The sequence below is a fragment of the Lutibacter sp. genome (assembly GCF_046055765.1).
In the GTDB taxonomy this organism is placed as follows: Bacteria; Bacteroidota; Bacteroidia; order Flavobacteriales; family Flavobacteriaceae; genus Lutibacter.
In genome coordinates this window covers 22,663-49,329 of record NZ_JASFZF010000018.1, presented here as the reverse complement: position 1 = coordinate 49,329, position 26,667 = coordinate 22,663, and the positions used below count along the sequence as shown (strand labels likewise).

General features: G+C 29.0%; 28 protein-coding genes and 1 pseudogene. 10 read left to right on the top strand and 19 right to left on the bottom strand.

Features of this window, described 5'->3' with window-relative positions:
• The 15 genes and pseudogenes from QM495_RS02045 to QM495_RS01975 all read right to left on the bottom strand — a co-directional run.
• A pseudogene (locus QM495_RS02045) lies at nucleotides 1–1,067 on the bottom strand (hypothetical protein); the annotation flags it as partial.
• Nucleotides 1,068–1,079: 12 nt separating this feature from the next.
• Nucleotides 1,080–3,611, bottom strand: coding sequence for a TonB-dependent receptor (locus QM495_RS02040; RefSeq protein ID WP_408670442.1), 2,532 nt, complete (start codon nucleotides 3,609–3,611; stop codon nucleotides 1,080–1,082).
• Between the two features lie 234 nt (nucleotides 3,612–3,845).
• A complete protein-coding gene (gene pgi / locus QM495_RS02035) occupies nucleotides 3,846–5,417 on the bottom strand; it encodes a glucose-6-phosphate isomerase (protein WP_408670441.1) in 1,572 nt (523 codons plus the stop codon).
• 4 nt (nucleotides 5,418–5,421) lie between these two features.
• Nucleotides 5,422–6,702, bottom strand: coding sequence for a M23 family metallopeptidase (locus tag QM495_RS02030; RefSeq protein ID WP_408670440.1), 1,281 nt, complete (start codon nucleotides 6,700–6,702; stop codon nucleotides 5,422–5,424).
• A 40-nt stretch (nucleotides 6,703–6,742) separates the two neighbouring features.
• Nucleotides 6,743–7,543, bottom strand: coding sequence for a DUF3108 domain-containing protein (locus QM495_RS02025; protein WP_408670439.1), 801 nt, complete (start codon nucleotides 7,541–7,543; stop codon nucleotides 6,743–6,745).
• A 117-nt stretch (nucleotides 7,544–7,660) separates the two neighbouring features.
• Nucleotides 7,661–8,815: a 4-hydroxyphenylpyruvate dioxygenase gene (hppD, locus tag QM495_RS02020; RefSeq protein ID WP_408670438.1), complete on the bottom strand. Its 1,155-nt coding sequence runs from the start codon at nucleotides 8,813–8,815 to the stop codon at nucleotides 7,661–7,663.
• A 63-nt stretch (nucleotides 8,816–8,878) separates the two neighbouring features.
• Nucleotides 8,879–9,247: a four helix bundle protein gene (locus QM495_RS02015; protein WP_408670437.1), complete on the bottom strand. Its 369-nt coding sequence runs from the start codon at nucleotides 9,245–9,247 to the stop codon at nucleotides 8,879–8,881.
• 16 nt (nucleotides 9,248–9,263) lie between these two features.
• The gene (locus QM495_RS02010) at nucleotides 9,264–10,421 is read right to left on the bottom strand and encodes a homogentisate 1,2-dioxygenase (RefSeq protein ID WP_408670436.1); all 1,158 of its coding nucleotides are present in this window, start codon (nucleotides 10,419–10,421) and stop codon (nucleotides 9,264–9,266) included.
• A gap of 292 nt (nucleotides 10,422–10,713) precedes the next feature.
• A complete protein-coding gene (locus QM495_RS02005) occupies nucleotides 10,714–10,962 on the bottom strand; it encodes a NifU family protein (protein WP_408670435.1) in 249 nt (82 codons plus the stop codon).
• Nucleotides 10,963–10,968: 6 nt separating this feature from the next.
• Nucleotides 10,969–12,093, bottom strand: coding sequence for a P-loop NTPase (locus QM495_RS02000; RefSeq protein WP_408670434.1), 1,125 nt, complete (start codon nucleotides 12,091–12,093; stop codon nucleotides 10,969–10,971).
• Nucleotides 12,094–12,202: 109 nt separating this feature from the next.
• Nucleotides 12,203–12,541 (bottom strand): MGMT family protein, encoded by a 339-nt coding sequence (locus QM495_RS01995; RefSeq protein WP_408670433.1) that lies wholly within the window; start codon nucleotides 12,539–12,541, stop codon nucleotides 12,203–12,205.
• Between the two features lie 17 nt (nucleotides 12,542–12,558).
• Nucleotides 12,559–13,230, bottom strand: a complete 672-nt coding sequence (gene trmB / locus QM495_RS01990) for a tRNA (guanosine(46)-N7)-methyltransferase TrmB (protein ID WP_408670432.1) — start codon at nucleotides 13,228–13,230, stop codon at nucleotides 12,559–12,561.
• Nucleotides 13,231–13,277: 47 nt separating this feature from the next.
• Nucleotides 13,278–13,475, bottom strand: a complete 198-nt coding sequence (locus QM495_RS01985; protein WP_408670431.1) for a DUF6341 family protein — start codon at nucleotides 13,473–13,475, stop codon at nucleotides 13,278–13,280.
• A 958-nt stretch (nucleotides 13,476–14,433) separates the two neighbouring features.
• Complete coding sequence (gene upp, locus QM495_RS01980) at nucleotides 14,434–15,084, bottom strand: uracil phosphoribosyltransferase (RefSeq protein ID WP_408670430.1); 651 nt, start codon at nucleotides 15,082–15,084, stop codon at nucleotides 14,434–14,436.
• A 250-nt stretch (nucleotides 15,085–15,334) separates the two neighbouring features.
• Nucleotides 15,335–15,463, bottom strand: coding sequence for a hypothetical protein (locus tag QM495_RS01975; RefSeq protein WP_408670429.1), 129 nt, complete (start codon nucleotides 15,461–15,463; stop codon nucleotides 15,335–15,337).
• A gap of 271 nt (nucleotides 15,464–15,734) precedes the next feature.
• Here QM495_RS01975 and QM495_RS01970 point away from each other — a divergent pair, with 271 nt between their 5' ends.
• The 6 genes from QM495_RS01970 to QM495_RS01945 all read left to right on the top strand — a co-directional run bounded on the left by QM495_RS01970 (nucleotide 15,735) and on the right by QM495_RS01945 (nucleotide 20,756).
• The gene (locus QM495_RS01970) at nucleotides 15,735–16,592 is read left to right on the top strand and encodes a YicC/YloC family endoribonuclease (RefSeq protein WP_408670428.1); all 858 of its coding nucleotides are present in this window, start codon (nucleotides 15,735–15,737) and stop codon (nucleotides 16,590–16,592) included.
• Between the two features lie 6 nt (nucleotides 16,593–16,598).
• Entirely contained in the window at nucleotides 16,599–17,177 is a 579-nt protein-coding gene (gmk, locus tag QM495_RS01965; protein WP_408670427.1) for a guanylate kinase, read from the top strand.
• Nucleotides 17,178–17,759 (top strand): nicotinate (nicotinamide) nucleotide adenylyltransferase, encoded by a 582-nt coding sequence (nadD, locus tag QM495_RS01960; protein ID WP_408670426.1) that lies wholly within the window; start codon nucleotides 17,178–17,180, stop codon nucleotides 17,757–17,759.
• Between the two features lie 85 nt (nucleotides 17,760–17,844).
• Nucleotides 17,845–18,714, top strand: coding sequence for a M23 family metallopeptidase (locus QM495_RS01955; protein WP_408670425.1), 870 nt, complete (start codon nucleotides 17,845–17,847; stop codon nucleotides 18,712–18,714).
• A 3-nt stretch (nucleotides 18,715–18,717) separates the two neighbouring features.
• The gene (locus QM495_RS01950) at nucleotides 18,718–20,214 is read left to right on the top strand and encodes a GH3 auxin-responsive promoter family protein (protein WP_408670424.1); all 1,497 of its coding nucleotides are present in this window, start codon (nucleotides 18,718–18,720) and stop codon (nucleotides 20,212–20,214) included.
• Entirely contained in the window at nucleotides 20,211–20,756 is a 546-nt protein-coding gene (locus QM495_RS01945; RefSeq protein ID WP_408670423.1) for an MOSC domain-containing protein, read from the top strand. Before QM495_RS01950 ends, QM495_RS01945 begins: the two co-directional genes overlap by 4 nt.
• A 50-nt stretch (nucleotides 20,757–20,806) precedes the next feature.
• Here QM495_RS01945 and mscL read toward each other — a convergent pair whose 3' ends face one another.
• The 3 genes from mscL to QM495_RS01930 form a co-directional block, all read right to left on the bottom strand.
• Complete coding sequence (gene mscL / locus QM495_RS01940; protein ID WP_408670443.1) at nucleotides 20,807–21,211, bottom strand: large-conductance mechanosensitive channel protein MscL; 405 nt, start codon at nucleotides 21,209–21,211, stop codon at nucleotides 20,807–20,809.
• 70 nt (nucleotides 21,212–21,281) lie between these two features.
• Complete coding sequence (alr, locus tag QM495_RS01935) at nucleotides 21,282–22,385, bottom strand: alanine racemase (RefSeq protein WP_408670422.1); 1,104 nt, start codon at nucleotides 22,383–22,385, stop codon at nucleotides 21,282–21,284.
• The gene (locus tag QM495_RS01930; protein WP_408670421.1) at nucleotides 22,375–22,992 is read right to left on the bottom strand and encodes a thymidine kinase; all 618 of its coding nucleotides are present in this window, start codon (nucleotides 22,990–22,992) and stop codon (nucleotides 22,375–22,377) included. Before QM495_RS01930 ends, alr begins: the two co-directional genes overlap by 11 nt.
• Nucleotides 22,993–23,133: 141 nt before the next feature.
• Here QM495_RS01930 and QM495_RS01925 point away from each other — a divergent pair, with 141 nt between their 5' ends.
• The 4 genes from QM495_RS01925 to QM495_RS01910 are packed head-to-tail and all read left to right on the top strand — an operon-like array spanning nucleotide 23,134 to nucleotide 26,232.
• A complete protein-coding gene (locus QM495_RS01925; RefSeq protein ID WP_408670420.1) occupies nucleotides 23,134–23,850 on the top strand; it encodes a hypothetical protein in 717 nt (238 codons plus the stop codon).
• A 2-nt stretch (nucleotides 23,851–23,852) separates the two neighbouring features.
• Nucleotides 23,853–24,488 (top strand): hypothetical protein, encoded by a 636-nt coding sequence (locus tag QM495_RS01920; RefSeq protein WP_408670419.1) that lies wholly within the window; start codon nucleotides 23,853–23,855, stop codon nucleotides 24,486–24,488.
• 6 nt (nucleotides 24,489–24,494) lie between these two features.
• A complete protein-coding gene (locus tag QM495_RS01915) occupies nucleotides 24,495–25,496 on the top strand; it encodes a DNA adenine methylase (RefSeq protein ID WP_408670418.1) in 1,002 nt (333 codons plus the stop codon).
• Nucleotides 25,489–26,232, top strand: coding sequence for a glycosyltransferase (locus QM495_RS01910; protein WP_408670417.1), 744 nt, complete (start codon nucleotides 25,489–25,491; stop codon nucleotides 26,230–26,232). Before QM495_RS01915 ends, QM495_RS01910 begins: the two co-directional genes overlap by 8 nt.
• A 44-nt stretch (nucleotides 26,233–26,276) precedes the next feature.
• On the opposite strand, the gene QM495_RS01905 is transcribed toward QM495_RS01910, so the two are convergent.
• The gene (locus QM495_RS01905; protein ID WP_408670416.1) at nucleotides 26,277–26,615 is read right to left on the bottom strand and encodes an arsenate reductase family protein; all 339 of its coding nucleotides are present in this window, start codon (nucleotides 26,613–26,615) and stop codon (nucleotides 26,277–26,279) included.
• Nucleotides 26,616–26,667 lie beyond the last annotated feature (52 nt).

The window sequence follows — 26,667 nt, the reverse complement described above, 5'->3', positions numbered from 1 at the left end:
CGAATTGCAACTGCAGAAATTGATGTTCCAGAAGTACCCGTATTAGATGCTTCTGGTGTTCCAGGTTCTGAAGAATTAGCTGCTGTTAACACATATAAATTAGAGATACCAGTTGCAATATCATAAGATGATACTAAAAGGTACGTAGTATTTAAATCAAAAGGAGTAGTACCATAAGTTAACGTACTTGAACTAGCACCAATTCCAAATAAAATTTTACCAGAACCATTATCCTTAGCTCCAACTCTTGATCTAAATTGAGCATAAGGCTGAGTATTAGAAGCTTCCATGATATGGAAAAAATAATTTCCTGTACCTACAGCACTTAAATTAACTAAAGCACTTGCGTATACTTTTCCAGAAGTTATAGTGGTAAACTCACTATTTACATCTTCTGAACCAGAACTTGAGAATGTCATTGATCCACCAATGTTTGAAGAAGGATAATCTGCCATTGATAAACTTGAAGTTGCATATCCAACAAGTGGCGCACCACCTGAATGAGTTGTCCACTCATTAGTGGTAGATGTTAAATCTCCAGCTGTAGTTCCATAGTCTAAATTTTTATCTAAAGAAACCATAGGAGTTAATACATAAGCACTTCCTGTAAATTGGTAATAATTTGCAGCTGCATACGTTCCTTCTGAAGCAAAACTAATATTATCAGCAAGAATGTCAGCTAAATAATCTCCAGGATTTGCGTCGAATTGAAATCCTAATAAATTACTTCCACTTAAATCGTAATCATCTTGTGTTAATTTATAATCTTTTGTACTAAAAGCACTTCCAATATATAATTGGAAACCTAACAAGGCTGTAGAGCTTTTACCCCATACTGGGTATTTTTCAGATAAAAAAGCAGGAAGGATATCTTTAGCATCATCAAGATTACTAAAACTTCCATACCCTAAATCTAAAGCATCATAATCGTCACTTGTAAGTGTATAAATAGCATCACCTACAATCACATCTTCTTGAGCATCAAGAGCAGCGTGAATTTCATCCATCGGTTCACAGCTTGTAAAAACCAAGCCTAAGACCGCTAATAAATAAATTATTTTTTTCATAATTCTATATTTTTAAAATTTAATTTTTGCACTAACATTAAATGTTCTTCCGTAACCATACCAAACTTTTGCAGTTTCAGTAACAGAACCTTCTCCATCAGTAGCATCAGCTATATATAGTGTATCAAATACATTGTTCATTCTTCCTGTAATTGTAGCATCTAAGTCACCAATTTTAAATCCATGTCTTAAACTCATATCAAATGTAGCGTATTCTGGCATTTTCCAAGCTTGTGGTGCACCAGCAGTACCTCTATCATTTGGATCGTAACGTGCATATAAATCTGCAAAGTAGTTATAATCTACTGTGAAATGTGTTTTATCCATTAATTCATAATCTAATCCTAAAGCAGCAGTTGTTTGTGCAGCATCAGAAACTTTCAATCCTGAAATAAACATATTTACAGTGTTTACTAAGTTTTGTTCTTCATCAAAAATTTGAACATTTTCAACATCATTTAGCCAAGTCCAATCTCCTAAAGATAGCATACCTGTTAATGTTAATTTGTCAGAAGATTTGTACATAAAGTCTAACTCAACACCTTGGTGTAATGCGTTTACACCCAAAATATTAGCACTTCCAAATGTTCCATCAGGGTTTTGGAAACTTCTTGTTAAGGTTCTGTCATTCCATTCAGTTCTGTATACATTAATATTAGCAGCGAAATTTTCACCTCTAAATCCATAACCTAGTTCAGCACTAAATATTTTTTCATTTTCAGCATCAGCATTAATATGCTCGTTGTCAAATTGTAAGAAAACAGAAGTAAAAATAGGAGCTTTTTCGAAATAACCAATGTTTGCAAAAACATTATGTTCATCATTAATATTGTAGTTAGCACCACCTTTTACGCTATATCCTCCGAAATTATATTTATCAGTTGTTTGTAAAGGATCGCTATCTAAATAATTAAAGTAATCAACTCTTCTGTATGAAGTATTTGATGCAGCAACTGAAATGAATCCAGATAAATTATCAGTATTATACTCTAATTGAGTAAATAAACCTAACCATCCCACTTCACCATCATTTTTATAAGAAAATTTATCACCAACTTTAAGAGCAGCGTTAGGGTTGTTTACGTCAGAGTTATCATACGCATAATCACCACCTAACAAATCTGTAACTTCTCTAAAGTGTTTTCCAGTATATGTTCTTAAATCTACACCTCCAATAAATGATAATTTATCATTTAATTCAGTTTTAAATGTTGATAAAGCACCAAACCATTCATGGTCGTTTCTTGAGGCTCTTAAATAAGCTTCAGAGCCTAAAGCTCCATTTGCTCTATTAATTGCAACAATATTATCTAAATCAATTGGTTGGTCATCACCACCTATTCTAACATTAAATAATCCTGTGTTAGAACCTGCAGTTCCACCACCACCACCAGAACCATACGAAGCATATATAGCTGTTGATAAACTAGATTTATCATTGATAGTCCAATAGTGATTTAAAGAAGTTTGAGATTTGTGATAGAAGTTATCTTCTACGTGAACTACTTGTCCATTTTTATATCCCCAATCTGAATTAAATTTAGTTCCACTTTCTGCGTTTCTATAAGTAGAAATTAAATGTTGGTTTTGTCTTTGCCCGTGTCTTTGTGGTGCTCCAAAAGCTGTAATAGATATTTTGTGATGGTCATTTATTTGTTTTGAAATATTCACAAAATAATTAGTTCCTTCAAATTCAGTACCATCCACATATCCATCTCCTTTTGTTTTAGCAGCAGAAATTGTTGCTGCAAATCCACTGTCTAATAAACCTGTTGAAACAGTTACACCATACTTTTGGTAACCATCGTTACCAACTGAAGTTGAAACGCTACCACCTTTTTCAATGTCAGTAGTTTTTGATAAGATATTTATAGTACCACCAATTGAAGGTACAGCTACTTTAGAAGCTCCTAAACCACGTTGCACTTGCATTGCACTTGTAACATCAGATAATCCAGCCCAGTTACTCCAGTAAACTCTACCGTTTTCCATATCATTAACAGGTACACCGTTAATCATAACCGCAACATTTTCAGAGTTAAAACCTCTTAAATTTAATCTACCATCACCAAATCCACCACCTGATTTAGTAGCGTACACACCTGGTGTAGATTTTAAAATTTCAGGAAATTCTTGAGATCCTAATTTGTTTTCAATTACATCAGCTTTTATAGTTGAAACTGCAACTGGCGTTTTTCTATCAATAGCAAAAGATGTAGCTGTAATAATAATTTCATCTAATGATTCAGCAGAAGGAGCTAAAGCAATTGTTCCAAAATCTTTGTTACCACTAAATGTTAATGATTTTGTTTCGTAACCTACGAATGAAACTAAAAGAGTACCATTAGTACTTGTAGTTTCGAATGTAAAATTTCCATCAAAATCTGTTGAAGCTCCTGTTTGTGTTCCTTGAAGAACTACAGTAGCACCAGGCAAAGGTTGATTTGTTTCGTCAACAACTTTACCAGTAAGTTTGGTTTGAGCAAAAATGATAGATGTTGAAATCAACATTACTACCACTAGCCAATTTTTAAAATTTCTCATTGTGTATTTAAATTTGAATTAAATGTTTGTGCAAAAATGCACTTTTTTATTGATTTTACCTTTGAACTTATTGTTAAATTTTAACAAAAAATTAAGACTTTTAAAAGTAATAAAATTAATACTATTAAAAATGATAAAAATCACCTTTAAACTGATTCATATTTGTTTATATATTAACAGTCTATTAACAGATGTTATTTTTTCGATAAGGTTGCTTAGTAAAGAGTTAAAATATTAATTTTTTTTATATAATTTTTGAGCTAATTCCTTTCCAAGTTCAACTCCAAATTGGTCATAACTAAAAATATTCCAAATTACACCTTGAACAAATATTTTATGTTCGTAAAAAGCGACTAAACTTCCTAAAGTTTTAGGAGAGAGTTTTTCTATTAAAACGGTGGTACTTGGTTTGTTTCCTTCAAAAATTTTATAAGGCAATAATGATTCAATTTCGCTCATTTTACCTTGTGTTTTTAAATCTAAATGAGCATCTTCTTTTGTTTTTCCTTCAGCGAGCGCTTGAGTTTGTGCAAAAAAGTTTGCCATTAACTTTTCATGGTGTTCTTTATTTCCATAAAGTGATTTTTTAAATCCAATGAAATCAGCTGGAATTAATTTGGTGCCTTGATGTAATAATTGCATAAATGCATGTTGAGAATTCGTCCCTGGACTTCCCCAAATTACACTTCCTGTTTGATAATTTACACGATTTCCATTTCTATCAACACTTTTACCATTACTTTCCATAATAGCTTGTTGCAAATAAGAAGGTAGTTTATTTAAATATTGTGTGTAAGGTAAAATAACTTCAGTTTCAGCATTAAAAAAGTTGGTATACCAAACACCTATTAAACTTAATAAAACAGGTGCGTTATTTTTAAAAGGAGTATTTTTAAAATGTTCATCCATTTCAAAAGCACCAATTAATAAATCTTTAAAGTTTTTGAAACCTACAGCTAAACTTATGGATAAACCAACGGTGCTCCATAAGGAGAAACGACCACCAACCCAATCCCACATTGGGAAAATATTAGTTGTAGTAATACCAAATTCACGTACCGATTTTAAATTAGTTGAAACGGCAACAAAATGTTTGGCAACATCATTATTAGTTGCAGTTTTTAAAAACCATTTTTTTATAGTTGTTGCATTGGTTAAGGTTTCTTGCGTAGTAAACGTTTTAGAAACAATTACAAATAACGTAGTTTCAGGATTTAAATTTTTAATCACTTCTTGAACATGGTCTCCATCAATATTTGAAACAAAATGAACGTTTAAATGATTTTTGTAATATTTTAGGGATTCAACAATCATGTCAGGGCCTAAATCTGAACCTCCAATTCCAATATTTACAATATCTGTGATAGATTTTCCAGTATATCCTTTCCAATCTCCTGAAGTAACTTTGTTAGTAAAAGATTCCATTTTAGCTAAAGCTTCTTTTACTTCAGGCATAATGTTTTTCCCGTTTACAAAAACTTCATTAGTTGATTGATTTCTTAAAGCAGTATGCAAAACAGCTCTTTTTTCGGTTTGATTTATTAGTTCTCCTGAAAATTGAGCGTTAATAGCACCTTTTAAATCAATTTCATGAGCTAATTCAACTAAATAATTTATAGTTTCTTCGGTAATTCTGTTTTTTGAATAATCAAATTCAAAGTCGTTAAAGTTGATAGTAAATTTATCTTTTCGCCCGATATCATTTAAAAATAATGATTTGAGGTGTACATTTTTTATATCGTTATAATGCGTTGTAAGTTGTTTCCAAGCTTTTGTCTCAGTTGGATTGATATTCTTCATGGTCATAATCTTAAGAGTTTAATTCTTCTTCAGAAAGAGTAATTTCTTTACTTAATTTAGGGTAGGGAATGGAGTCTAGTTTATTTTTAGATGGAATAATAAATTTGAAATACGCTGGTTTAACAGTTTCTTTCATAGGTTCTGCTGCTGGTAATTTTTGTTTGTATGGGTCAACTTGCTTTCCGTTTTTCCAAAAACGATAACAAACATGTGGCCCTGCTGTATTTCCAGTCATACCAATATAGCCTATAACTTCACCTTGTTTAACAACATCACCAACCTTAACGGCTCTTTTACTCATATGTAAATATTGAGTACTATAAGTGTTATTATGGCGTATTTTAACATAATTTCCATTCCCACCTTTGTATCTAGATTCTATTACGGTTCCATTTGCAGTTGCCATAATTTCTGTTCCAATAGGTGCTGCATAATCTGTTCCTTTATGTGGTCTAACTTTATTTCCATAGTAAGCAATTTTTCTTCTTAAATTATATCGAGAAGAAATTCGGCTAAATTTAACAGGCATTTTTAAAAACTGACGGCGTAAATTAGTGGCTTCATCATCAAAATAATCAGGAACTCCTAATAGGGTGTCTGCAATATATTTGAAAGCATAAAAAGGTTTTCCACCGTGTTCAAAATAAGCAGCTTTAACCTCGCCTATACCAACAGGAACAGTATCATTAATATATAATTGTTCATATATTAGTTTAAATTTGTCATTTTTTTGAAGTTTAGAAAAATCAATGGTCCAAGCATAAATATCATCAGCCATTTTAAAGGTGAGATAAGAACTCAATCCTTGGTTTTCCATGGCGTTTGATAGATTACTGGTAATTATACCTGAAGCTGTTTTAGTGACTTTTTTAACGGGTTTTTTAGCATTGTAAGCCGTTATTATAGAATCTTTAAAATCTATAACCGTATAACGAACTTTAGAGTGTTTATATATAAAAACTTGTGCTTGTTCGGTTGAATCTTTTTTTGCTAAAATAGTATATGGAACACCGCTTCTAATTTTTCTAACATTAAAAGTATCTTTTATTTTAGATACAATTTCTAAAACTTTAGGGTATTCTACATGATGTCTATCTAATATTTCACTAAAATTTTCTCCTGATTTTATAGTATCTTGAATCACTTTGAAATCATTCAATTTAAAACCATATTCATAAATAATTTTTGGTAATGCGGGTGTAATATTAATTACAGGTTTATCATCTTTACAAGCCGCTAATAAAACGACAACTAAAAGAGCAACTAGTATTTTTAAAGGGTTTGTATTCACGAATTAATAAGGTTAAAAATTTAAAACGCAAAAGTACAATTTAATTGTTGAAAATTATGTTAAAAGGATGCGCTAAACCTTTAAAAGCATCTAAATCTGCTCTTAGAGATCCAACGGCAAGTGAAGCTTTAATGCGTAGAGGAATTTTGTTTTCATCATCAGATATCCAAATACTTAAACTTTCTTTTTCTTTAAATACGCGTCCAGCTTGTACCAAAGGTCTAAATTTTAATGCTTTTACTTTCCCAAATTTTGTTCTTATAATTTCTCTACCTAAAAAATGAAGTTTAAAATTTGTGATTTCTTCATCAAAAAACATTTGTAATTGAATATCTTCTCCAATTTCTAAATTACCAATATCCTGATTTCTTAAGTAATATAATGAAGAAAGAATATCTTGTATATCACTACTTATTGGGTGTTTTTCTACCGTATTATGTTTATAATCTTTAACAGTTGCTTCATTTGTTTCATAATCGAATAATATTTCTTTGTTTTTTGTGTAGCCACCTTCATTTATTTTTCGAATAAAACGACAAGGTCTAAGCGTTTCTTTGTCTATATAAGATTGATAATTATCTTTTACTTTAAAGAACAAACTGATAAGTCCGGTAGATTTTCCTTGTCCAATAATGTGAAAAGCATTTTTATTATTATCAGTTACTTCCTTCACTTCTATTGTTGAATAACCAGCATTTAAAAAGTTACTATAGCTCATTCTAAATTTTAACCATTCACCTTTTTGAAATGCGTAATTAGTTGTGCTATCTTCATTTTTTACAGATTGTCCAAATGAAAATACAGAAATAAAAAGTAATAATAGTGTAATTTTCTTGTTCATTTATAGTTGAATTAAGGGCTGTTTTTTTTATAAAAATACAATTATTAAGCCAAAAATAATAAAAGCTTAATAATTTAAGGTTCTCCTTTTATTAAATTATGTAATTATTTAAGAACTTTATAAAGTTCCTCTTCGTTCTTGTTCAGCTTCAATACTTTCAAATAAGGCTTTAAAATTTCCTTTTCCAAATGATTGCGCACCTTTTCGTTGTATAATTTCAAAAAATAATGTTGGTCTATCAGTTACAGGTTTTGTAAAAATTTGTAATAAATATCCTTCATCATCACGGTCAACTAAAATACCTAAGTCTTTCAATTCAGCTAAATTTTCATCTATTTTTCCAACTCTATCTAACACAGTATCGTAATAAGATCCTGGAACGTATAAAAATTCTACACCACGCTCTGTCATAGCTTTCACGGTTTCTAGAATATTATTAGTTGCAACTGCAATATGTTGAACTCCTGGACCACTATAAAAATCTAAATATTCTTCAATTTGAGATTTCTTTTTCCCATTAGCAGGTTCGTTAATTGGGAATTTTACACGTCCATTCCCGTTAGTCATTACTTTACTCATTAGCGCCGTATATTGTGTTGAAATATCTTTATCATCAAAAGTAATTAAGTTTGCAAAACCCATAACTTTATTGTAAAAGTTAGCCCAAACATTCATTTCATTCCAGCCGACATTTCCAACCATATGATCAATATAGCGTAAGCCAACATTTGAAGGGTTGTGCGTAGATTCCCATTTTTCAAACTTTGGAAGAAATATACCGTTATAATTTTTACGTTCAACAAAAATATGAACGGTATCTCCGTATGTGTGAATTCCCGATCGAACAACTTCTCCAGAATCATCTGTCTCTTTTATAGGTTTTAAATAGGATTTAGCTCCTCGTTTTGTAGTTTCTTCCCAAGCTTTTGTTGCATCTTCAACCCAAAGTGCTACAACTTTTACACCATCACCATGTTTTGAAATGTGTTCAAAGATTTCTTTATTTTCTGAATTTGGCATTGGTGTAGTTAAAACCAATTTTATTTTATCTTGAACCAACACATAACTTGTTCTATCAGTCATTCCAGTTTCTAAACCAGCATATGCTAATGATTGAAACCCGAATGCTGTTTTATAATAATGTGCAGCTTGTTTAGCGTTACCAACATATAATTCAACATAATCAGTTCCTAATAAAGGTAAAAAATCCTCAGCATCAGGAAATATTTTTTCTAGTCCGTAATTAAAATTTTGTATGTTTTTTAGACTCATAACTTCGTTATTTAATAAGCCAATTAGCTAATTAGAGAATAAGCCAATTTTAGCTATTTGTTATTATTTCAACATTTTAGATGAAGAAATTATTTTATTTAATATTTTTCTTATTGTTGTTAATTTTTCAATTAAATAATCGGTATTTTCATAGGACTTTATTTCATTACAAATGAATAACCAATATTCTAATTCGTCAGCTTCTTTTAGAGCAATTTTTAATTTATGAATAAAATCTCTGTTACTTTCTGCATTTTGAGATTCTTTAACATTAGCTCCAATTGAAGTTCCAGATTGTAATATTTGTTTCGAAATAACGTATTTTTGATTTTTATTTAACGTTTCTGAATAGTTTATAATTTCAACCGCAAACTCAAATGTGAGTTTTAAAATGAGATTATCTTTATATTTTGGGCTTTCCGTAAATTTCATTTTTTTTATTGACTAATTATTCCATCCACGATTTATAATAATCATCTACCTGTAAATTCATAGCCTCTTCTGTAATCATAACGGGTTTAAAAGGATCAATCATTACAGCTAATTCTTCAGTAAACTTTTTACCGACACTTCTTTCAATTGCGCCAGGATGAGGCCCGTGAGGAATTCCTCCCGGATGCAATGTTAATTGCCCTTTTTCAATATTATTTCTACTCATAAAATCACCATCAACATAATACAATATTTCTTCAGAATCTATATTACTGTGATGATAAGGTGCCGGAATAGCTTTTGGGTGATAATCGTACATTCTTGGTACAAATGAACAAACTACAAAACCAGCGGCTTCCCAAGTTTGATGAATAGGTGGTGGCATATGAATACGACCTGTTAATGGTTCAAAATCATGAATTGAAAATGCATAAGGATAATTAAATCCGTCCCAACCAACAACATCAAAAGGATGATTATTATAGATATATTCCCATAGAACTCCTTGTTTTTTAATTAGAACTTTAAAACTTCCTTTTTCATCATGAGTTTTTAAATTGGTTGGTAATCTAAAATCACGTTCACAAAAAGGTGAATGTTCTAATAATTGCCCAAAATTATTCCGGTATTGTTTTGGAGTTACAATTGGGCTGAAAGATTCTACATATAGCAGTCTGTTTTCCTCAGTATTAAAAGCTATTTGATAAATTGTCCCACGAGGAATAATTAAATAATCACCATACTTAAAACTAATATTTCCATACATAGTTTTTAAGGTTCCAGATCCAACATGTACAAAAAGCATTTCATCGGCATCTCCATTTTTGTAAAAATAGGTTGAAGAAAATTCTTTTGGAGCCGCTAAACCAATATGCAAATCGTTATTTACAAAAAGCGTTTTTCTACTTTCTAAATAATCAGCTTCAGGTGGTAAAGAAAACCCTTTAAAACTAAGCGCTTTCATATTTTTTTCGATGGCAATTTTAGGAGCCACATTTTTCAGTTGCTTAATTTCAGAAACTATTGTTGGTGGATTTAAATGGTACAATAATGAAGACATGCCAACAAAACCGGCAGTTCCAAAAAGTTCTTCTTGATATAATCCGCCAGCTGGTTTTTCAAAAGTTGTATGACGTTTTGGTGGAATTTCACCTAATGAATAATATCTAGGCATTTTTATATTTTTTTAGTTAGAATAATAGCCCAAAAGGGCTGTAGTTGGTTAAAAATGAATTTTTTAAATTGAATTTCAACTTACTAAAGTTAAACAATTTTAAAATATGAAATTAAAAATTCACGTATAAAATAATTCACTCAGGATTTCTCTTGATTAAGAATTTAAGGAGTAGTAATAATTCAATCCAAGTTGTTTTCATGTTTCACAAATATAAAAATATTATTTTAAGGAAAATTTTAACCAAAAAAAAGAGCGCTTAAGCGCTCTTTTTTTAATATGTTTTCTAAAATTAAAATGAAATTCCACTAACTTCAATAACATTATTAATTTGTGGTGCATGCCTTTTTATAGTTGCTTCAACACCATTTTTTAAAGTCATTTGATTTACAGAACAACCTAAACAAGCACCTTCTAATTGTACACTAACTGTATCATTGGTAACACTAACTAATTTAATATTACCACCGTCAGCCTCTAAATAAGGTCTTATTTCTTGTAGTGCAATTTCTATAGTCGCTTTAAGTTCTTCTGTGTTCATAGTTACTTATTTGGTGCTACATCCACTCATCGTTGTAATTCTCACGATTTCAGTTGGAGGTAAATCTTTATTTCTTTTTACCAATTGAGAAAGCGTATTTTTTGTTATTTCAGTGAAAGCTTTTTCTAAAGGTGTGTTATCTTGTAATGCTACAGGATGACCAACATCACCAGCTTCTCTAATACTTTGTACTAATGGAACTTCACCTAAAAACTTAGTATCAATATCTTCAGCTAAATTTTTAGCACCATCTTTACCAAAAATATAATACTTATTATTGGGTAACTCAGCAGGTGTAAAATAACTCATATTTTCAACAATACCTAAAACAGGCACATTGATATCTTTTTGTTGAAACATAGCAACTCCTTTTTTAGCATCGGCTAATGCTATATCTTGTGGTGTGCTAACGATAACAACACCAGTAACGGCAACAGCTTGTACAATAGATAGGTGAATATCACCAGTTCCAGGAGGTAAATCAATTAAAAGAAAATCTAATTCTCCCCAATGAGAGTCAAAAATCATTTGATTTAATGCTTTTGAAGCAATTGCTCCACGCCAAATTACAGCTTGATTAGCATCAGTGAAAAATCCTAATGATAATATTTTTACACCATAACTTTCTATGGGTTGCATTTTTGATCGGCCATCAATTTCTACTGAAAGTGGTTTCGCATTTGCAACATCAAACATTAAATGTATTGATGGTCCGTACACATCAGCATCTAAAATTCCAACTTTAAAGCCCATTTTTTGTAAAGAAACCGCCATGTTTGCAGTTATGGTAGATTTTCCAACTCCACCTTTTCCTGATGCTATTGCAATAATATTTTTAATTCCAGGAATTGAGTTTTCTTTTACTTCAACTTTTTTTGTAGGAACAACTGCTGAAACATTCACTTTTACATCAATTTTTTGATCTATTTGATCGTGAATGGCTTTCATTATTTCAACTTCAATTTTCTTTTTTGCTTGTAATGTAGGGTTGTTAATGGTAACATCTACAATAACTTCTTTATCAAAAGTTACAATGTTTTTAATTGATTCACTTTCAATTAAACTTTTACCTTCTCCAGGCGCAGTTATAGTTTCAAGTACTTTTGTTATATCTTTTTTGCTTAAGGTCATAATTGTTTATCTAAAATCATTCTAAACAACAAATATACAGAGTTCAAACGAATATAAAAAAAATCCTTTTAAAAAGAAATGTAGAGGGTGTTACAGACGAATTAAAATATTATTCAATGTTTAATTCTTTAAAAGGATCCCAAAAAAGTTGTTTAAAATTTTGAACTTGATTATTATTGATAATAATTCCTTCACTTTCTAATAATTGTTGCATTAAATTAGTGCCATCAAAATGAATTTTTCCAGTTAATAAGCCATTTCTGTTTACAACTCTATGCGCAGGAATTTCATTTTTATTATGTGAAGCATTCATAGCCCATCCAACCATTCTTGCAGATTTAGCAGCTCCTAAATATTTTGCTATTGCTCCATAACTAGTTACTCTTCCGAAGGGAATTAATTTAGCAACCTCATAAACTTTATCAAAAAAATTTCCTGATTTTTTCATTCAATAAAAATAACAATTTAATATTGAAGTCTAAATTTAATGTAAGTTATAGGCTTTCCTTTTTCTAAATATTGACTTTCGTAGAAGGTTTGTGTGGAAGTTACTTCTAATGGTGAATGTGGGTTTTTATAGATATCATGATGTGCGTATAAAATTTCATGACCTGCACCGTGTAATAATCCTAAAGTATAACCGTGCATAAATTCGCTGTCGGTTTTTAAATTTACAATACCATTTGGTATTAAAACATGGTGGTATTTTTTAAGAAAATCAGCGTTTGTTAATCGATGCTTTGTACGAGTATATTTTATTTGAGGATCGGGAAAAGTAATCCAAATTTCGGTTACTTCATTTTCACTAAAAAGTAAATCTATGAGCTCTATTTGAGTTCTAATAAAAGCTACATTGGTTAAATTTTCTTCTAAAGCAGTTTTAGCACCTCTCCAAAAACGAGCACCTTTTAAGTCTATTCCAATATAATTAATTTGTGGATTTTTTCGAGCCAAGGCTATAGTATATTCACCTTTTCCACAGCCTAATTCTAATACTATTGGATTATTGTTATTAAAATGTTTGTGCCAATTACCTTTTAAAGATGATCCTTTCAATAAATCTTCTCGTTCAGGTTGAATTACATTGGAAAATGTATCGTTTTCACGAAATCTCTTAAGTTTGTTTTTACTTCCCACAAAATTTGAGTTTTAAAAAAGGAATGAAAGTGAAATTAAATTTAAAACTATTCAATTTCAGCTTTTTGATTTTTTTTTAATACACTTAACCAATAAATGAATGCGATAAAAGTTATTACAATAAATACCCAACTGATTGAGGTTTGTAACCACCAATTATCCATTGACCTTAAAGCATCGAATGGTTTAAATAAAACATTTGTACAAAAATCACCTATTGCCTTAAAAATATTGTTTGCAATCATATCTTAATTATATTTACAGGCAAAAGTATAAAATATAGTAATGATTGCAAATTTTTTTAATAAATCTAAGCCAGTTAATGTTTTTATTATAACATTGTTCCTTTTATTATTTTATATTTTTTCAAATTTTTCACCAAACGCTGTAGAGTTTTCAATAACTTTTTTATTTAAAAAATTGTTTCTATTCTTTTGGTACATTTTATACATTCTGATTTTTAAATTTATAGTAGAAAAAAATAAATTAACAAAAGATAATTCTTACGCATTGTTTTTAAGTGTATTACTGTTAGGTACCTTTTCTGAAGTATTTTTATCTAATTATATACTTTTTTCAAATTTAATCTTATTATTAAGTTTTAGAAAAATTTATAGTTTAAGAAGTGGTATAAATACTAATTTAAAACTTTTTGATGCTGCTTTTTGGATAGGAATTTCAGCAATAATTTATTCTTGGAGTATTTTATATTTATTTTTAATATATATAGGTATTATAATTTACAAAAAAATAAATTTAAAGAATTTGTTAATCCCTATAATTGGTTTTAGTGCTCCAATTTTTATTTACTTTACGTATAATTTTTATGTTGATAATTTACCTGCTTTTTATAATACATTTAATTACACTGTAAATTTAAATTTTATAACCTATAATTCTTTAAAATTTTTAATACCCATTACTTTTTTAATTACAGTATTATTATGGTCTATAGTTATAGTGACGCCAAAAATTATTTTGGTAAGTAATCACTTAAAATTTTCTTGGAGTATACTTTTAAATCATTTAATAATTTCAGTTATAATGGTATTATTATCACCAATTAAAAATGGTTCCGAATTTTTTTACTTGGTATTTCCATCTGTAATAATTATTACTAATTTTTTACAAAAAAGCAAATCATCTACATTTAAAAACTTAGTACTTTATTTATTTTTGATACTATCGGTGAGTGTTTATTTTTTATAATTTTTCACCAAAAGCTAAATCACCTGCATCACCTAAACCAGGGACAATATAACCTTTGTTGTTTAGTTTATTATCTACAGTTGCAATCCATAATTTTGTAGTTGAAGGAAAGTTTTTTTGTAATAATTCTATGGCTTTAGTAGAGCCAATAACACAGGCTAAAATTATTTCTTTTGGTGTTCCATGGTTCTTCAAGCCTTTATAAACACTTAAGATAGATTGACCGGTTGCCAACATTGGATCTGCTAAAATTAAAGTTTTACCTTCTAAACTAGGCGAAGCAAAATACTCAACTTTAATTTCAAATTCAGTTTCGGAAATATGTTTTCGGTAAGCCGAAATAAAGGCATTTTCAGCATCATCAAAATAATTTAAAAGACCAGTATGTAAAGGTAAACCAGCTCTTAAAATTGAACACAAAACAATATCGTTTTTAGGAACTGCTACTATTTTAGTTCCTAAGGGTGTTGTAACAACTTTGTTTTCATAACTTAAAGATTGACTTAATTCATAAGCTAAAATTTCACCAATTCGTTCAATATTCCTTCTAAAACGCATGGAATCTTTTTGAATAGTAACATCTCTAATTTCAGCAATGAATTTATTTAGTAGTGAATTTTTAGAATCTAAAGTGTTAACAATCATATTAAATTATTTTATGCAAAAATAACACATTAATATGATAAATTTAGCTAGTAATTAAGGTTAATTTTTGTAACTCTCTTTATAATTAAAATATAGGATGTAAAGGTTTTGTAATTTACATGTCTTTTTTATGAAATAGAAACGAAGATTTTTTGCACTACTTTTTCTGAAGTAATACTTCGCATTACATCATTATATAACCTTCACAAACTTTATTGCGAGAAATAGAACAAGGAATATTTGGGGGTTTTTACAAATTTGGGAAAATTGCATTTTTAAATGATTGATTAGAAGGTGCAAATTTAGTATAAGGATGTTTAATTTCCCAAATAGTTAAGGTATAAATACCTAGCATGGCTGCAAAATGAGCAATACCCATCCATTTTCCATTTTTTGTACTACTGACATTTTTTAAATCGGAAAATAAAGGTTTAAAAAACGCTTTTAATACTACCGTTATTTTTACCAGTTGGGTGTTGTTTCACAAATGTACGTAGCACAAGAACAATCATCGCAACATCACCCATTGCTGATAATCTGATAATTAAAAGGTATTTTTATTTGCTTAAAAAACGAATTTAAAAAATGTAAAAGTAGTATATTAAATATTATTTATAAAATCCGTAAATTTGCTTAAATTTTAGAATTAGATGATACAATCAATGACTGGATACGGTAAAACCGTGTTACAACTTCCTACTAAAAAAATTACGATTGAACTAAAATCGTTAAATAGTAAAAATTTAGATGTAAATGTTCGAATTCCTTCTTATTACAAAGAAAAAGAATTGAATATTCGAAAAAAATTAGCATCCTTATTGGTTAGAGGAAAAGTAGATTTTTCAATTTATATTGAAAATAATGGAGGTGAAGTTTCATCAAAAATCAATAAAAATGCTGTTAAAGAATATATGAATCAATTAAAAACTATTGTTGATTCTAACGAAATGGAATTGCTAAAAATAGCTGTTCGTTTGCCAGATTCTTTAAAAACTGAAAGAGAAGAATTAGATGAAGGTGAATGGTTGCAAATAGATGAAGGAATAAATGAAGCAATAAAAAAAACAACTTTATACAGAACAGATGAAGGTGTATCTATGCATAACGATTTTGTATTACGTATTTCAAATATAGCATCATTATTAGAAAAAGTGATTGAAATTGATCCAAAACGTATTGCACATGTTCAGGATAAAATCAAAAAATCGATTGATGAATTAGCTGCAAAAATTGATGAAAGTAGATTTGAACAAGAATTAATTTATTACATTGAAAAATTAGATATTACAGAGGAAAAAGTTCGTTTAAAAAATCACTTAGATTATTTTAGAAAAGAATTAAATGAAACAACTTCTAATGGAAAAAAACTTGGATTTATTACACAAGAAATAGGGAGAGAAATTAATACTATTGGCTCAAAATCTAACTTTGCAGATATGCAAAAATTAGTAGTTCAAATGAAAGATGAACTGGAAAAAATTAAAGAACAAAGTTTGAATGTATTATAGAAAGGTATGCCAAATAAAAAAGAAGGTAAATTAATAGTTTTTTCAGCACCTTCAGGTTCAGGGAAAACTACAATTGTTCACCATTTATTAAAACAATTAGAGTTAAATTTAGATTTTTCTATTTCTGCAACTTCACGTGATAAAAGAGGAACTGAAGTACACGGAGAGGATTATTATTTTATTTCATTAAAAGATTTTCAAGAACACATTAATAAAAAAGATTTTATTGAGTGGGAAGAGGTATATACAAATAATTTTTATGGAACATTAAAGAAAGAAGTTGAACGAATTTGGAGTTTAGGGAAGCATGTGATTTTTGACATTGATGTTATTGGAGGTTTAAGTATTAAAAGCCAATTCCCCAAGCAAACATTAGCTATTTTTGTGAAGCCACCATCAATAGAAGAAATGGAACGTAGGTTAAGAAACAGACAAACCGAGAGTGAAGAAAAAATAAAAGAAAGGGTAGCCAAAGCTGAAAAAGAATTAAAATACGCAGATGATTTTGATGTTATTTTAATAAACAATGATCTTGAAACTGCAAAAAAAGATGCATATAAATTAGTTGAAAACTTTATAAAATAAATGAAAATAGGGTTGTTTTTTGGGACATTTAATCCAATTCATATTGGGCATATGATAATTGCAAATTATATAGTTGAATTTTCTGATTTAGAGGAAGTTTGGTTTGTAGTTACACCTCAAAGTCCATTTAAACAAAAAACCTCTATGTTAAGTAATTATCATAGATTATCAATTATAAATATAGCAGTTGAAAACTATCCAAAGTTAAAAACAACCGATATAGAATTTAACCTTCCACAACCCAATTATACCATAAATACCCTAGCTTATATTGAGGAGAAATATCCCAAAAAACAGTTTTGCTTAATTATGGGAGAAGATAATTTAAAAGGGTTTCATAAATGGAAAAATCATGAAACAATCCTTCAAAATTATGAATTGTATGTGTATCCAAGAATTTCAAATGAACAGCCAAAAAGTCAGTTTTCTAATCATCCAAAAGTGCATAAGGTAAAAGCACCAATAGTTCAAATCTCTTCAACTTTTATTAGAAAATCCATCAAAGAAAGGCGAGATATAAGTACGATGCTACCAACAAACGTATGGAATTATATTGATGAAATGAATTTTTATAAAAAGTAAAATTAGCTAATTTTTAACATGACTAAACAGGCAGTTTAAAATTTTTTAACTAAAAATTCGTTGTATATTTGTTTTGTATCTAATTATGGCAAAAAAACCTCAAAATAAAGGAAAATTCAGGCAAAAATTAATTCATAAATACCGTTTAGTAGTTTTAAATGAAGATACTTTTGAAGAAAAGCTATCATTTAAATTAACTAGATTAAACGTGTTTATTTTAGGAAGTGTTTTTTCTATAGTATTAATTGTTGGAACCATTTTTTTAATTGCTTTTACTCCATTAAGAGAATATATTCCAGGTTATTCCTCTATTCAATTAAAAAAGGATGCTACAAAATTGGTGTATAAAGCAGATTCTTTACAGCAAGTTTTAGAGGTTAATAATTTATATATTCAAAAAGTTAGAGCATTATTAACAGGCGAGATTTCTGAAGTACTTTTTGATAAAGATTCAGTTTTACAAGCTGTTCAGTACGATAAAGACACTATAAATTTAGAGCCTTCACAAGTAGATTTAGAGTTTAGACAAGAAATAGAAAGTACAGATAGGTATAGTATTTTTGATGAGGCTACCAAAGATGTTGATATTGTATTCTTTGCACCTGTTGTTGGAACAATTAGTAATGGGTATAATTTAGAAAAGAAACATTTTGCCGTAGATATTGCTGTAGAAATGGGAACCCCTGTAAAATCTGTTGCTGATGGAACTGTAATTTTTGCAGAATGGACTGCAGAAACGGGAAATGTTATTATTGTAAAGCATGCAAGTGGATTTATTTCAATTTATAAGCACAATTCAGCATTACACAAGCATCAAGGAGATTTGGTTAAATCTGGAGAGGTAATTGCTTCAGCTGGAAATTCTGGCGAATATACTACAGGCCCACATTTACATTTTGAGTTATGGAATGAAGGCTATCCCGTAGATCCAACTAATTATATCGATTTTGAATAAGCTATGAGTATCAAATCAATTCTAGCAAAGCCTTTTGCAAAATATATAGCATTAAAATTTTACAAGCAAAGTAATAATGCGGTAAAAATTCAACAAAATATTTTAAAAAAATTGGTATCTGATGCTCAAAATACAACTTTTGGGAAAGATCATAATTTTAAAAAAATACAAACATATCAAGACTTTAAAAAGCAAGTTCCGGTGAGAGATTACGAAGCTCTTAAGTTGTATGTAGAAAAAGTTGTAGCTGGTGAATCCGATATTTTATGGAAAGGAAAACCAATGTATTTTGCGAAAACATCTGGCACAACATCTGGCGCAAAATATATTCCACTTACCAAAGAATCTATGCCAATGCATATTAGTGCAGCACGAAATTCTCTGTTGCTTTATATTGCTGAAACCAAAAAAACAGCTTTTGTAAATGGGAAAATGATTTTTTTACAAGGAAGTCCAGAGTTGAATGAGAAAAATGGTATAAAAACTGGTCGCCTTTCAGGTATTTCAGCACATTTTATTCCTAATTATTTACTCAAAAACCGTTTACCAAGTTGGGAAACCAATTGTATTGAAGATTGGGAAACTAAAGTTGATGCAATTGTAGATGAAACAATTAATGAAAATATGACACTCATAAGTGGAATTCCATCTTGGGTACAAATGTATTTTGAAAAAATTATTGAAAGAACAGGTAAAAAGGTTGGTGAAGTTTTTCCAAACTTTAATTTATTTGTTTATGGTGGGGTAAATTTTGAACCATATAGAAAAAAGTTTGATGATTTAATTGGAAGAAAAGTAGATACTATTGAATTGTATCCAGCTTCCGAAGGTTTTATTGCCTATCAAGATTCTCAAACAGAAAAAGGAATGATGCTGTTGGTAGATAATGGAATGTTTTATGAATTTATTCCTTCCGAAGAATTTTTTGATAAAAACCCAACACGACTTTCTTTAGCCGATGTAAAAGTTGGTGTAAATTATGTGCTAATTTTAAATACAAACGCAGGGCTTTGGGGTTATAATATTGGAGATACGGTTGAATTCCTCTCATTAAATCCACCACGAATTATTGTAACAGGACGTATAAAACACTTTATTTCGGCATTTGGAGAACATGTAATTGGTAAAGAAGTAGAACAAGCAATACTTGAAACTACGGCAAAAACAACAATTAGTATTACTGAATTTACGGTAGCACCTCAAATTACTCCTATTGAAGGATTACCATACCATGAATGGTTTATTGAATTTGAAAATCAACCAGAAAATTTACAAGAATTTGCTGCTAAAATTGATGCTTCAATGCAACAGCAAAATATGTATTATTTAGATTTAATTGAAGGGAAAATATTACAACCTTTAAAAATAACCAGTATTGAAAAGGGCGGATTTAATAATTTTATGAAATCAATTGGAAAATTAGGTGGACAAAATAAAGTGCCTCGTTTATCCGATAATCGAAAAATAGCTGATGAACTTTCTAAATTTCAAGTAAAATGAAAGTAGTTTCAGTTAATGTTGGAAAAAAAAAGACGATTAATTATAAAGGAAGAGTAGTAGAAACAGGTATTTATAAATTTCCGGTAAACGAAATATTTTTAGGAGTTGAAGATGTTGATGAAGATGTGATAATTGATAGAAGATACCATGGTGGAATTGATCAGGCTGTTTATGCATATTCTGAAAATCATTATGCTTATTGGAAAGAATTATATCCAAATTTAGATTGGAGATTTGGCATGTTTGGAGAAAATTTAACAATTTTAAATCTCGAAGAAACCAATATACACATTGGAAGTATCTATAAATTAGGTGAAGTAACTATTGAAGTCACTAAATCCAGACAACCCTGTATGAAATTAGGGATCGTTTTTGGCACTCAAAAAGTAATGAAACAATTTTGGAACTCAACAAAATGTGGTGTTTACTTTAAAGTACTTCAAACGGGAAAAGTAACAGTTGAAGATGAACTTATTTTAATTAAAAAAAATGGAGGTTCACCAACCATTGCTGAGGTGTACGAAACCAAAAAGAAGAAATAAAAAAAGGCTTGCAGTTGCAAGCCTTTTTAGTTTACTAAATAAAGTTTGGTTTACTTTTTAGATAATAAATCTCTTATTTCAGTTAATAAATCTTCTTGAGAAGGTCCTTTTGGTGCTTCAGGAGCTGGTTCTTCTTTCTTTTTTGTTTTATTAATCCCTTTAATAATCATAAACATTACAAATGCAACAATAACAAAGTCAATAACATTGGTAATAAAATCACCATAAAGTACAGCTACTTCACCAATAACTTTCCCTGCCTCATCAGCAACACCGTCCTTTACAATATACTTTAAATCTTTGAAATTTGAATTGAAAATTAAGCCAATAAGTGGCGAAACAATACCTCCTGTAAATGAAGTAACAACACTCTTAAATGCAGCACCCATTACAAAACCCACTGCAATATCAACAAGGTTTCCCTTCATTGCAAAATCTTTAAATTCTTTTAGCATTCCCATTTTATAGTTGTTTTAGTTAATGATTAGTTAAGCGAATGTACTAAAAAAAATTATTTTTTTAACACTATTTTAACATTCGTTTAACACGTTGTGAAATTGCGGTAAGTAATTCGTAAGGTATAGTATTGAGAGCTTTTGCTAATGCTGCAATATGTTGTTGATTTTTGTAAATAATAACTTCATCACCTTCATTGCAATTAATTTCAGAAATATTTACCATAATCATATCCATACAAATATTTCCTACGATAAATACTTTTTGATTATTGATATAAACATAACCAATACCGTTACCAAGATGTCTTGAAATACCATCAGCATGTCCAATTGGAATAGTTGCCGTTCTCATTGTTGAAGCCGCCTTATAAGCACGATTGTAACCTACAGTTTCACCTTTTTTAATTGTATGAATTTGGGAAATAATAGATTTTAAAGTAAGAACATTTTTTAATTTAGAAGTTTCATTTTTAGCATTTCCAAAACCATATAGTCCAATTCCTAAGCGCACCATATCAAATTGTGCTTCAGTAGCATAATTTAGTATTCCTGAAGTATTTAACATATGTTTAAAAGGAATAGTTTTTAATTGACGTATAATTTTTTCTGAAATGATTTGAAAAGTAGTTATTTGTTGTAAGGTAAATTCTCGTTCATTTAAATCTTCACTAGCGGCAATATGTGAAAATATAGAGGTTACAAGAATTTTATTTTGATTATTAATTAAAGAAATTATTTTTGAAATATTTTTTTCAGTAAACCCTAATCGATTTAAACCGGTATTAAATTTTAAATGAATTGGATAATTTTGAACATTTAGTTCTTTCGAAACTTCAATAAAAGATTTTAAGATACTTATAGAATATAAATTTGGTTCTAAATTAAATTCAATAATTTTTTTAAGATTATTTTTTTGAGGATGTAGTACTAAAATGGGTTTTTTAATACTAGCATTTCTTAAAGCAATTCCTTCATCTAAATATGCAACAGCAAAATAATCAACTTTTTGTTCTAAGTATTTTGCAATTTCAATAGCGCTACTTCCATAGCCAAAAGCTTTTATTACAACTAAAATTTTTGTACTACTTTGAAGTTTAGCTTTAAAATAATTGAAATTAAAATCAATGGCATTTAAATTTATTTCAAGCTTAGTAACGTGATTATTTTTCATTAGTATTTTGTTCAACCTTTTGTTGTTGAGCTTCCTTCATGGCTTTGTAATATGCAGCACGGCTTAAAGGTTCGTATTCTTGTGTTTCACCTAGCATTACTAATTCATCACCAACAGCAGTTCTATGGCTATAGTGAGCTAAATTACCAGTTCTTGTACAAATAGCGTGTACTTTTGTAACATATTCTGCGGTTGCCATAAGTGCAGGCATTGGGCCAAACGGATTGCCTTTAAAATCCATATCTAAACCAGCAACAATAACACGTATTCCACGATTTGCTAATTCATTACAAACCGCAACAATACCCTCGTCAAAAAATTGAGCTTCATCTATTCCAACAACATCAACACCAGCAGCTAAAATTAAAATATTTGAAGATGATGGTACAGGTGTAGATCTAATTTCATTAGCATCATGTGAAACCACCATTTCTTCATCATATCTAGTATCAATAGCGGGTTTAAAAATTTCTATTTTTTGTTTGGCAAATTGTGCACGTTTTAACCTACGAATTAATTCTTCTGTTTTACCAGAGAACATAGATCCGCAAACTACTTCAATCCAGCCAAATTGTTCGTTATGATTTACTGTATTTTCAAGAAACATTTTGTAATTTCACGATTGAAAGGTTATTGTATTTTTTTTAATTTTAAAAGAATGCAATAAAAATTAGTATTACATTCGTTTTTTGAATTCATACAAATTTATTAAAAAATAAACATCAAAAATCATTTAATAGCGCAACTTATGCACAAAAAAATAAAATCCGAATTAGTAAGTCTGGCACACAGTATTTTAGAAATGAAAAATAATGATGATATTGTTGAATTACATAATAAATCACAAGAAATATATGAAAAACTTACAATTTTAAAGTTTGTTAATTCCAATATAAATAAGGTGTCTGTAAATGAAGAAATTGTTGATAAAATTGTACCAATTATAGAAAATACAGAAAAAATAGTGACTTCTAAACCTTTGGAATATCATGAAGAAATTAAACAAAACAAAATACTTTCAGAAGAACAAGTTGAAGAAATATTTGGTATTGAAGATGCATTATCAAAAAATGATGAGCACGAAATTCTTTCAATTCAAAATACTTTAGAGGAAGAATTAAAAGATGCTATCTCTGCGGATGTTGCTACAAAACTCTTTGAAAGAGCAACTAAAGAAAATCCAGAAATTGAAGAAATTTCAAAAAATAATCAGAAGTCTTTAAATGATACATTGTTTAAAAGCAATTTACAAGTTGGTTTAAACGATAGAATAGCATTTGTTAAATATTTATTTGAAGGAAATCAAGGCGACTTTAACCGTGTTTTATCTCAGTTAAACACTTTTAAAAGTGAAAGTGAAGCAAAAAATTTTATTAATAAAATGATAAAACCAGATTATGATTGGAGTTCTAAAGAAGAATATGAGCAACGATTAATAGATTTAATTGAAAGGAAATTTTTATAGTAATGAATTACCTTTTGCTAGAAAAAGAACTTAAAAAAAGAACAAAATTTAAATATTCCTGGGGAAGAAAACAAGCCGATAAATTTGATAAACTAACTGGTTTCATTTATAAAATTGATTCTTTTGATAGTCTTACTAAAGAAATAGAAGTAAAATTTAAAGGGAATCCCCAATATATTAATTTAAAAAATTATGCATTCAACAGGTGGTATAATTTTTGGTCGGCCAAAGCTGTTGAACATTTTTTTTGTGAACATACTAATGTAAAGCCACACGCTAATATAAAAGATAAATTTACCGATTTTTACATTAACGATATCCCGTTTGATCATAAAACAACTGTTTTCCCAAAAGGGTTTAAAAAATCTGTTCCTTATGCAATTAGCCATAAAAATGAACTAATAGCGTGGTTATATAAAAATCAAAGTCAGCAACAACGCAAGCATTTTAAAAATAGACTTTTTGTGGTATTGGTTAATTATGAGAATGTAAACGAACATTGGAAACTGAAATCTGAAATTGGATTGCTTCATCAAAAAATATCAACTTATTTATGTAAATTTGATGCTTCTAATTTATACAGTTTTACACATGATAATGAAGTTGTGAAAGCAGATATAATTTGGGTAATTAAATAAAGTTAAGTGAATTATATAGGTTCTAAACATAAACTTTCTTCATTTTTAAAAACTTCAATAATTGATAGTGTTGGAGACAATTTAGCCAATCTTGTTTTTTGTGACTTGTTTGCTGGTACAGGAATTGTTGGAAGAATATTTAAACCGCTAGTAAAACAAGTTATTGCAAATGATGTAGAATACTATAGTTATGTACTAAACCGAAATTATATAGGAAATTATAAAAATTTAAAGGCCGAAGAACTAATTAATTCATTAAATAATTTGGAAAGAGTTGAAGGCTTTATATTTCATAATTATTGTGAAAATGGAAAAGAAGGTCGATTGTATTTTTCTTCAGAAAATGGAAAAAAAATTGATGCAATTAGGCAACAAATAGAAACTTGGAAAATAGCTAAAGAAATAAATGAAGATACTTATTATTTTTTATTAGCATCATTAATAGAAAGTGCCGATAAAGTTGCAAATACAGCATCAGTTTATGGTGCTTATTTAAAGAAACTAAAAAAGACTGCTCAAAAATCATTAATTTTAAAAGCTGCTGAATTTATGACGACCAAAAATTCACATCAGGTTTTTAATGAAGATAGCAATGAATTAATTAAAAAAATTAATGGTGATATTTTGTATTTAGATCCTCCTTATAATGCACGTCAATATGGTTCTAATTATCATTTACTAAATACAATTGCTAAATATGATAGCTTTATTCCGAAGGGAAAAACAGGGTTAAGAGAGTATTACCGCTCTTCATATTGTAAAAAAAATGAAGTGAAAAAATCTTTCGAAAATTTGATAAAAAATACTAACTTTAAGCATATTTTTTTAAGTTATAATAACGAAGGTTTAATGACTGAAAGTGAGGTGAGTACGCTAATGTCAAAGTACGGAAAGTACAGTTTGAAAACCACAAATTATCAACGATTTAAAGCAGATAAAACTGAAAATAGAAATCATAAAGCAACTTCAACAGTTGAATATTTACATATTTTAGAAAAACATGAGTAATAAAACAGAAAATAACAACTATATTTTTTGTATGAAGTGGGGAACTTTATACGGTGCAGAGTACGTAAATAGATTGTATTCTATGGTTAAAAAAAATTTGACCTACGATTTTAAAATGGTTTGTTTTACCGATGATGATGAAGGTATTATAGAGGAGGTTCAATGTTTTCCTATTCCAGAAATTAATTTAGATTCAAACCTTCCTGAACGTATGTGGAAGAAACTTACAACATTAAAGGAAGATTTATACGGATTAAAAGGTCGCGCTTTATTTTTAGATTTGGATATTGTTATTGTTGATAATATTGACTGTTTTTTTGAGGTTGAAGGAGCGTTTAGAATAATTAAAGATCATAGTTGGAGATCTTGGAGAATTACAGGAAATTCTTCTGTTTATAGATTTGATATTGGTAAACATGGATATGTTTTTGATGATTTTATTGCCAATTTTGATTCAGTTATAAAACAACATAGAAATGAACAAGAGTTTTTAACTCATGCAATTAATGAAAAGGGTAAGTTACAATATTGGCCAAAAGAATGGTGCCCAAGTTATAAATACGATTGTCTTTCACGTTTTCCATTAGCATTTTGGAAGAAACCTACAATACCAAAAGGTTCTAAAATAATTATTTTTCATGGTGAAATTAATCCGCATAAAGCAATTATTGGTGGGCGAGGAAAATGGTATCGTTATGTAAGACCTGCTCCTTGGGTTGCAGATTATTGGATGTAAAATAGAGTTGAATATAATTAGGTTTATTAGAATGTTTTAAAGTTTTAGATATTTAAAACATCAACTCTTTTTTTAGTATTTCCTACATAAACTTCGTTGTTATTAATTATTACCGGGCGTTTTAAAAAAGTATATTCATCAAGTATTAATTGTCGATAATCTTTTTCAGTTAATACCTGGCTTTTCAAATCCATTTGTTTATATTTTTTAGCTCTTCTGCTAAATAAAACTTCGTAACTATTCGTTAGTTTATACAATTCATCTAGCTGTTTTGCAGTAATAGGCTTAGTTTTTATTTCTTGTAAAGTATAGCTGGTAATATCCATTTCTTTTAACATTCTCCTACAAGTGTCACAGGTTTTTAAGTGATATATTTTTTTCATTACTTTAATAAAATGTGTTTAAGTAAAATTAATGCGTTTTTATTTTAAATTT

Coding starts and splice junctions, on each gene's coding strand:
- QM495_RS02040 (WP_408670442.1), bottom strand. CDS start 3,611: ATGAGAAATTTTAAAAATTGGCTAGTGGTAGTAATGTTGATTTCAACA.
- pgi (WP_408670441.1), bottom strand. CDS start 5,417: ATGACCATGAAGAATATCAATCCAACTGAGACAAAAGCTTGGAAACAA.
- QM495_RS02025 (WP_408670439.1), bottom strand. CDS start 7,543: ATGAACAAGAAAATTACACTATTATTACTTTTTATTTCTGTATTTTCA.
- hppD (WP_408670438.1), bottom strand. CDS start 8,815: ATGAGTCTAAAAAACATACAAAATTTTAATTACGGACTAGAAAAAATA.
- QM495_RS02015 (WP_408670437.1), bottom strand. CDS start 9,247: ATGAAATTTACGGAAAGCCCAAAATATAAAGATAATCTCATTTTAAAA.
- QM495_RS02010 (WP_408670436.1), bottom strand. CDS start 10,421: ATGCCTAGATATTATTCATTAGGTGAAATTCCACCAAAACGTCATACA.
- QM495_RS02005 (WP_408670435.1), bottom strand. CDS start 10,962: ATGAACACAGAAGAACTTAAAGCGACTATAGAAATTGCACTACAAGAA.
- QM495_RS02000 (WP_408670434.1), bottom strand. CDS start 12,093: ATGACCTTAAGCAAAAAAGATATAACAAAAGTACTTGAAACTATAACT.
- QM495_RS01995 (WP_408670433.1), bottom strand. CDS start 12,541: ATGAAAAAATCAGGAAATTTTTTTGATAAAGTTTATGAGGTTGCTAAA.
- QM495_RS01985 (WP_408670431.1), bottom strand. CDS start 13,475: ATGATTGCAAACAATATTTTTAAGGCAATAGGTGATTTTTGTACAAAT.
- upp (WP_408670430.1), bottom strand. CDS start 15,084: ATGATTGTTAACACTTTAGATTCTAAAAATTCACTACTAAATAAATTC.
- QM495_RS01975 (WP_408670429.1), bottom strand. CDS start 15,463: ATGGGTATTGCTCATTTTGCAGCCATGCTAGGTATTTATACCTTAACT.
- QM495_RS01970 (WP_408670428.1), top strand. CDS start 15,735: ATGATACAATCAATGACTGGATACGGTAAAACCGTGTTACAACTTCCT.
- gmk (WP_408670427.1), top strand. CDS start 16,599: ATGCCAAATAAAAAAGAAGGTAAATTAATAGTTTTTTCAGCACCTTCA.
- nadD (WP_408670426.1), top strand. CDS start 17,178: ATGAAAATAGGGTTGTTTTTTGGGACATTTAATCCAATTCATATTGGG.
- QM495_RS01955 (WP_408670425.1), top strand. CDS start 17,845: ATGGCAAAAAAACCTCAAAATAAAGGAAAATTCAGGCAAAAATTAATT.
- QM495_RS01950 (WP_408670424.1), top strand. CDS start 18,718: ATGAGTATCAAATCAATTCTAGCAAAGCCTTTTGCAAAATATATAGCA.
- QM495_RS01945 (WP_408670423.1), top strand. CDS start 20,211: ATGAAAGTAGTTTCAGTTAATGTTGGAAAAAAAAAGACGATTAATTAT.
- mscL (WP_408670443.1), bottom strand. CDS start 21,211: ATGCTAAAAGAATTTAAAGATTTTGCAATGAAGGGAAACCTTGTTGAT.
- alr (WP_408670422.1), bottom strand. CDS start 22,385: ATGAAAAATAATCACGTTACTAAGCTTGAAATAAATTTAAATGCCATT.
- QM495_RS01930 (WP_408670421.1), bottom strand. CDS start 22,992: ATGTTTCTTGAAAATACAGTAAATCATAACGAACAATTTGGCTGGATT.
- QM495_RS01925 (WP_408670420.1), top strand. CDS start 23,134: ATGCACAAAAAAATAAAATCCGAATTAGTAAGTCTGGCACACAGTATT.
- QM495_RS01920 (WP_408670419.1), top strand. CDS start 23,853: ATGAATTACCTTTTGCTAGAAAAAGAACTTAAAAAAAGAACAAAATTT.
- QM495_RS01910 (WP_408670417.1), top strand. CDS start 25,489: ATGAGTAATAAAACAGAAAATAACAACTATATTTTTTGTATGAAGTGG.
- QM495_RS01905 (WP_408670416.1), bottom strand. CDS start 26,615: ATGAAAAAAATATATCACTTAAAAACCTGTGACACTTGTAGGAGAATG.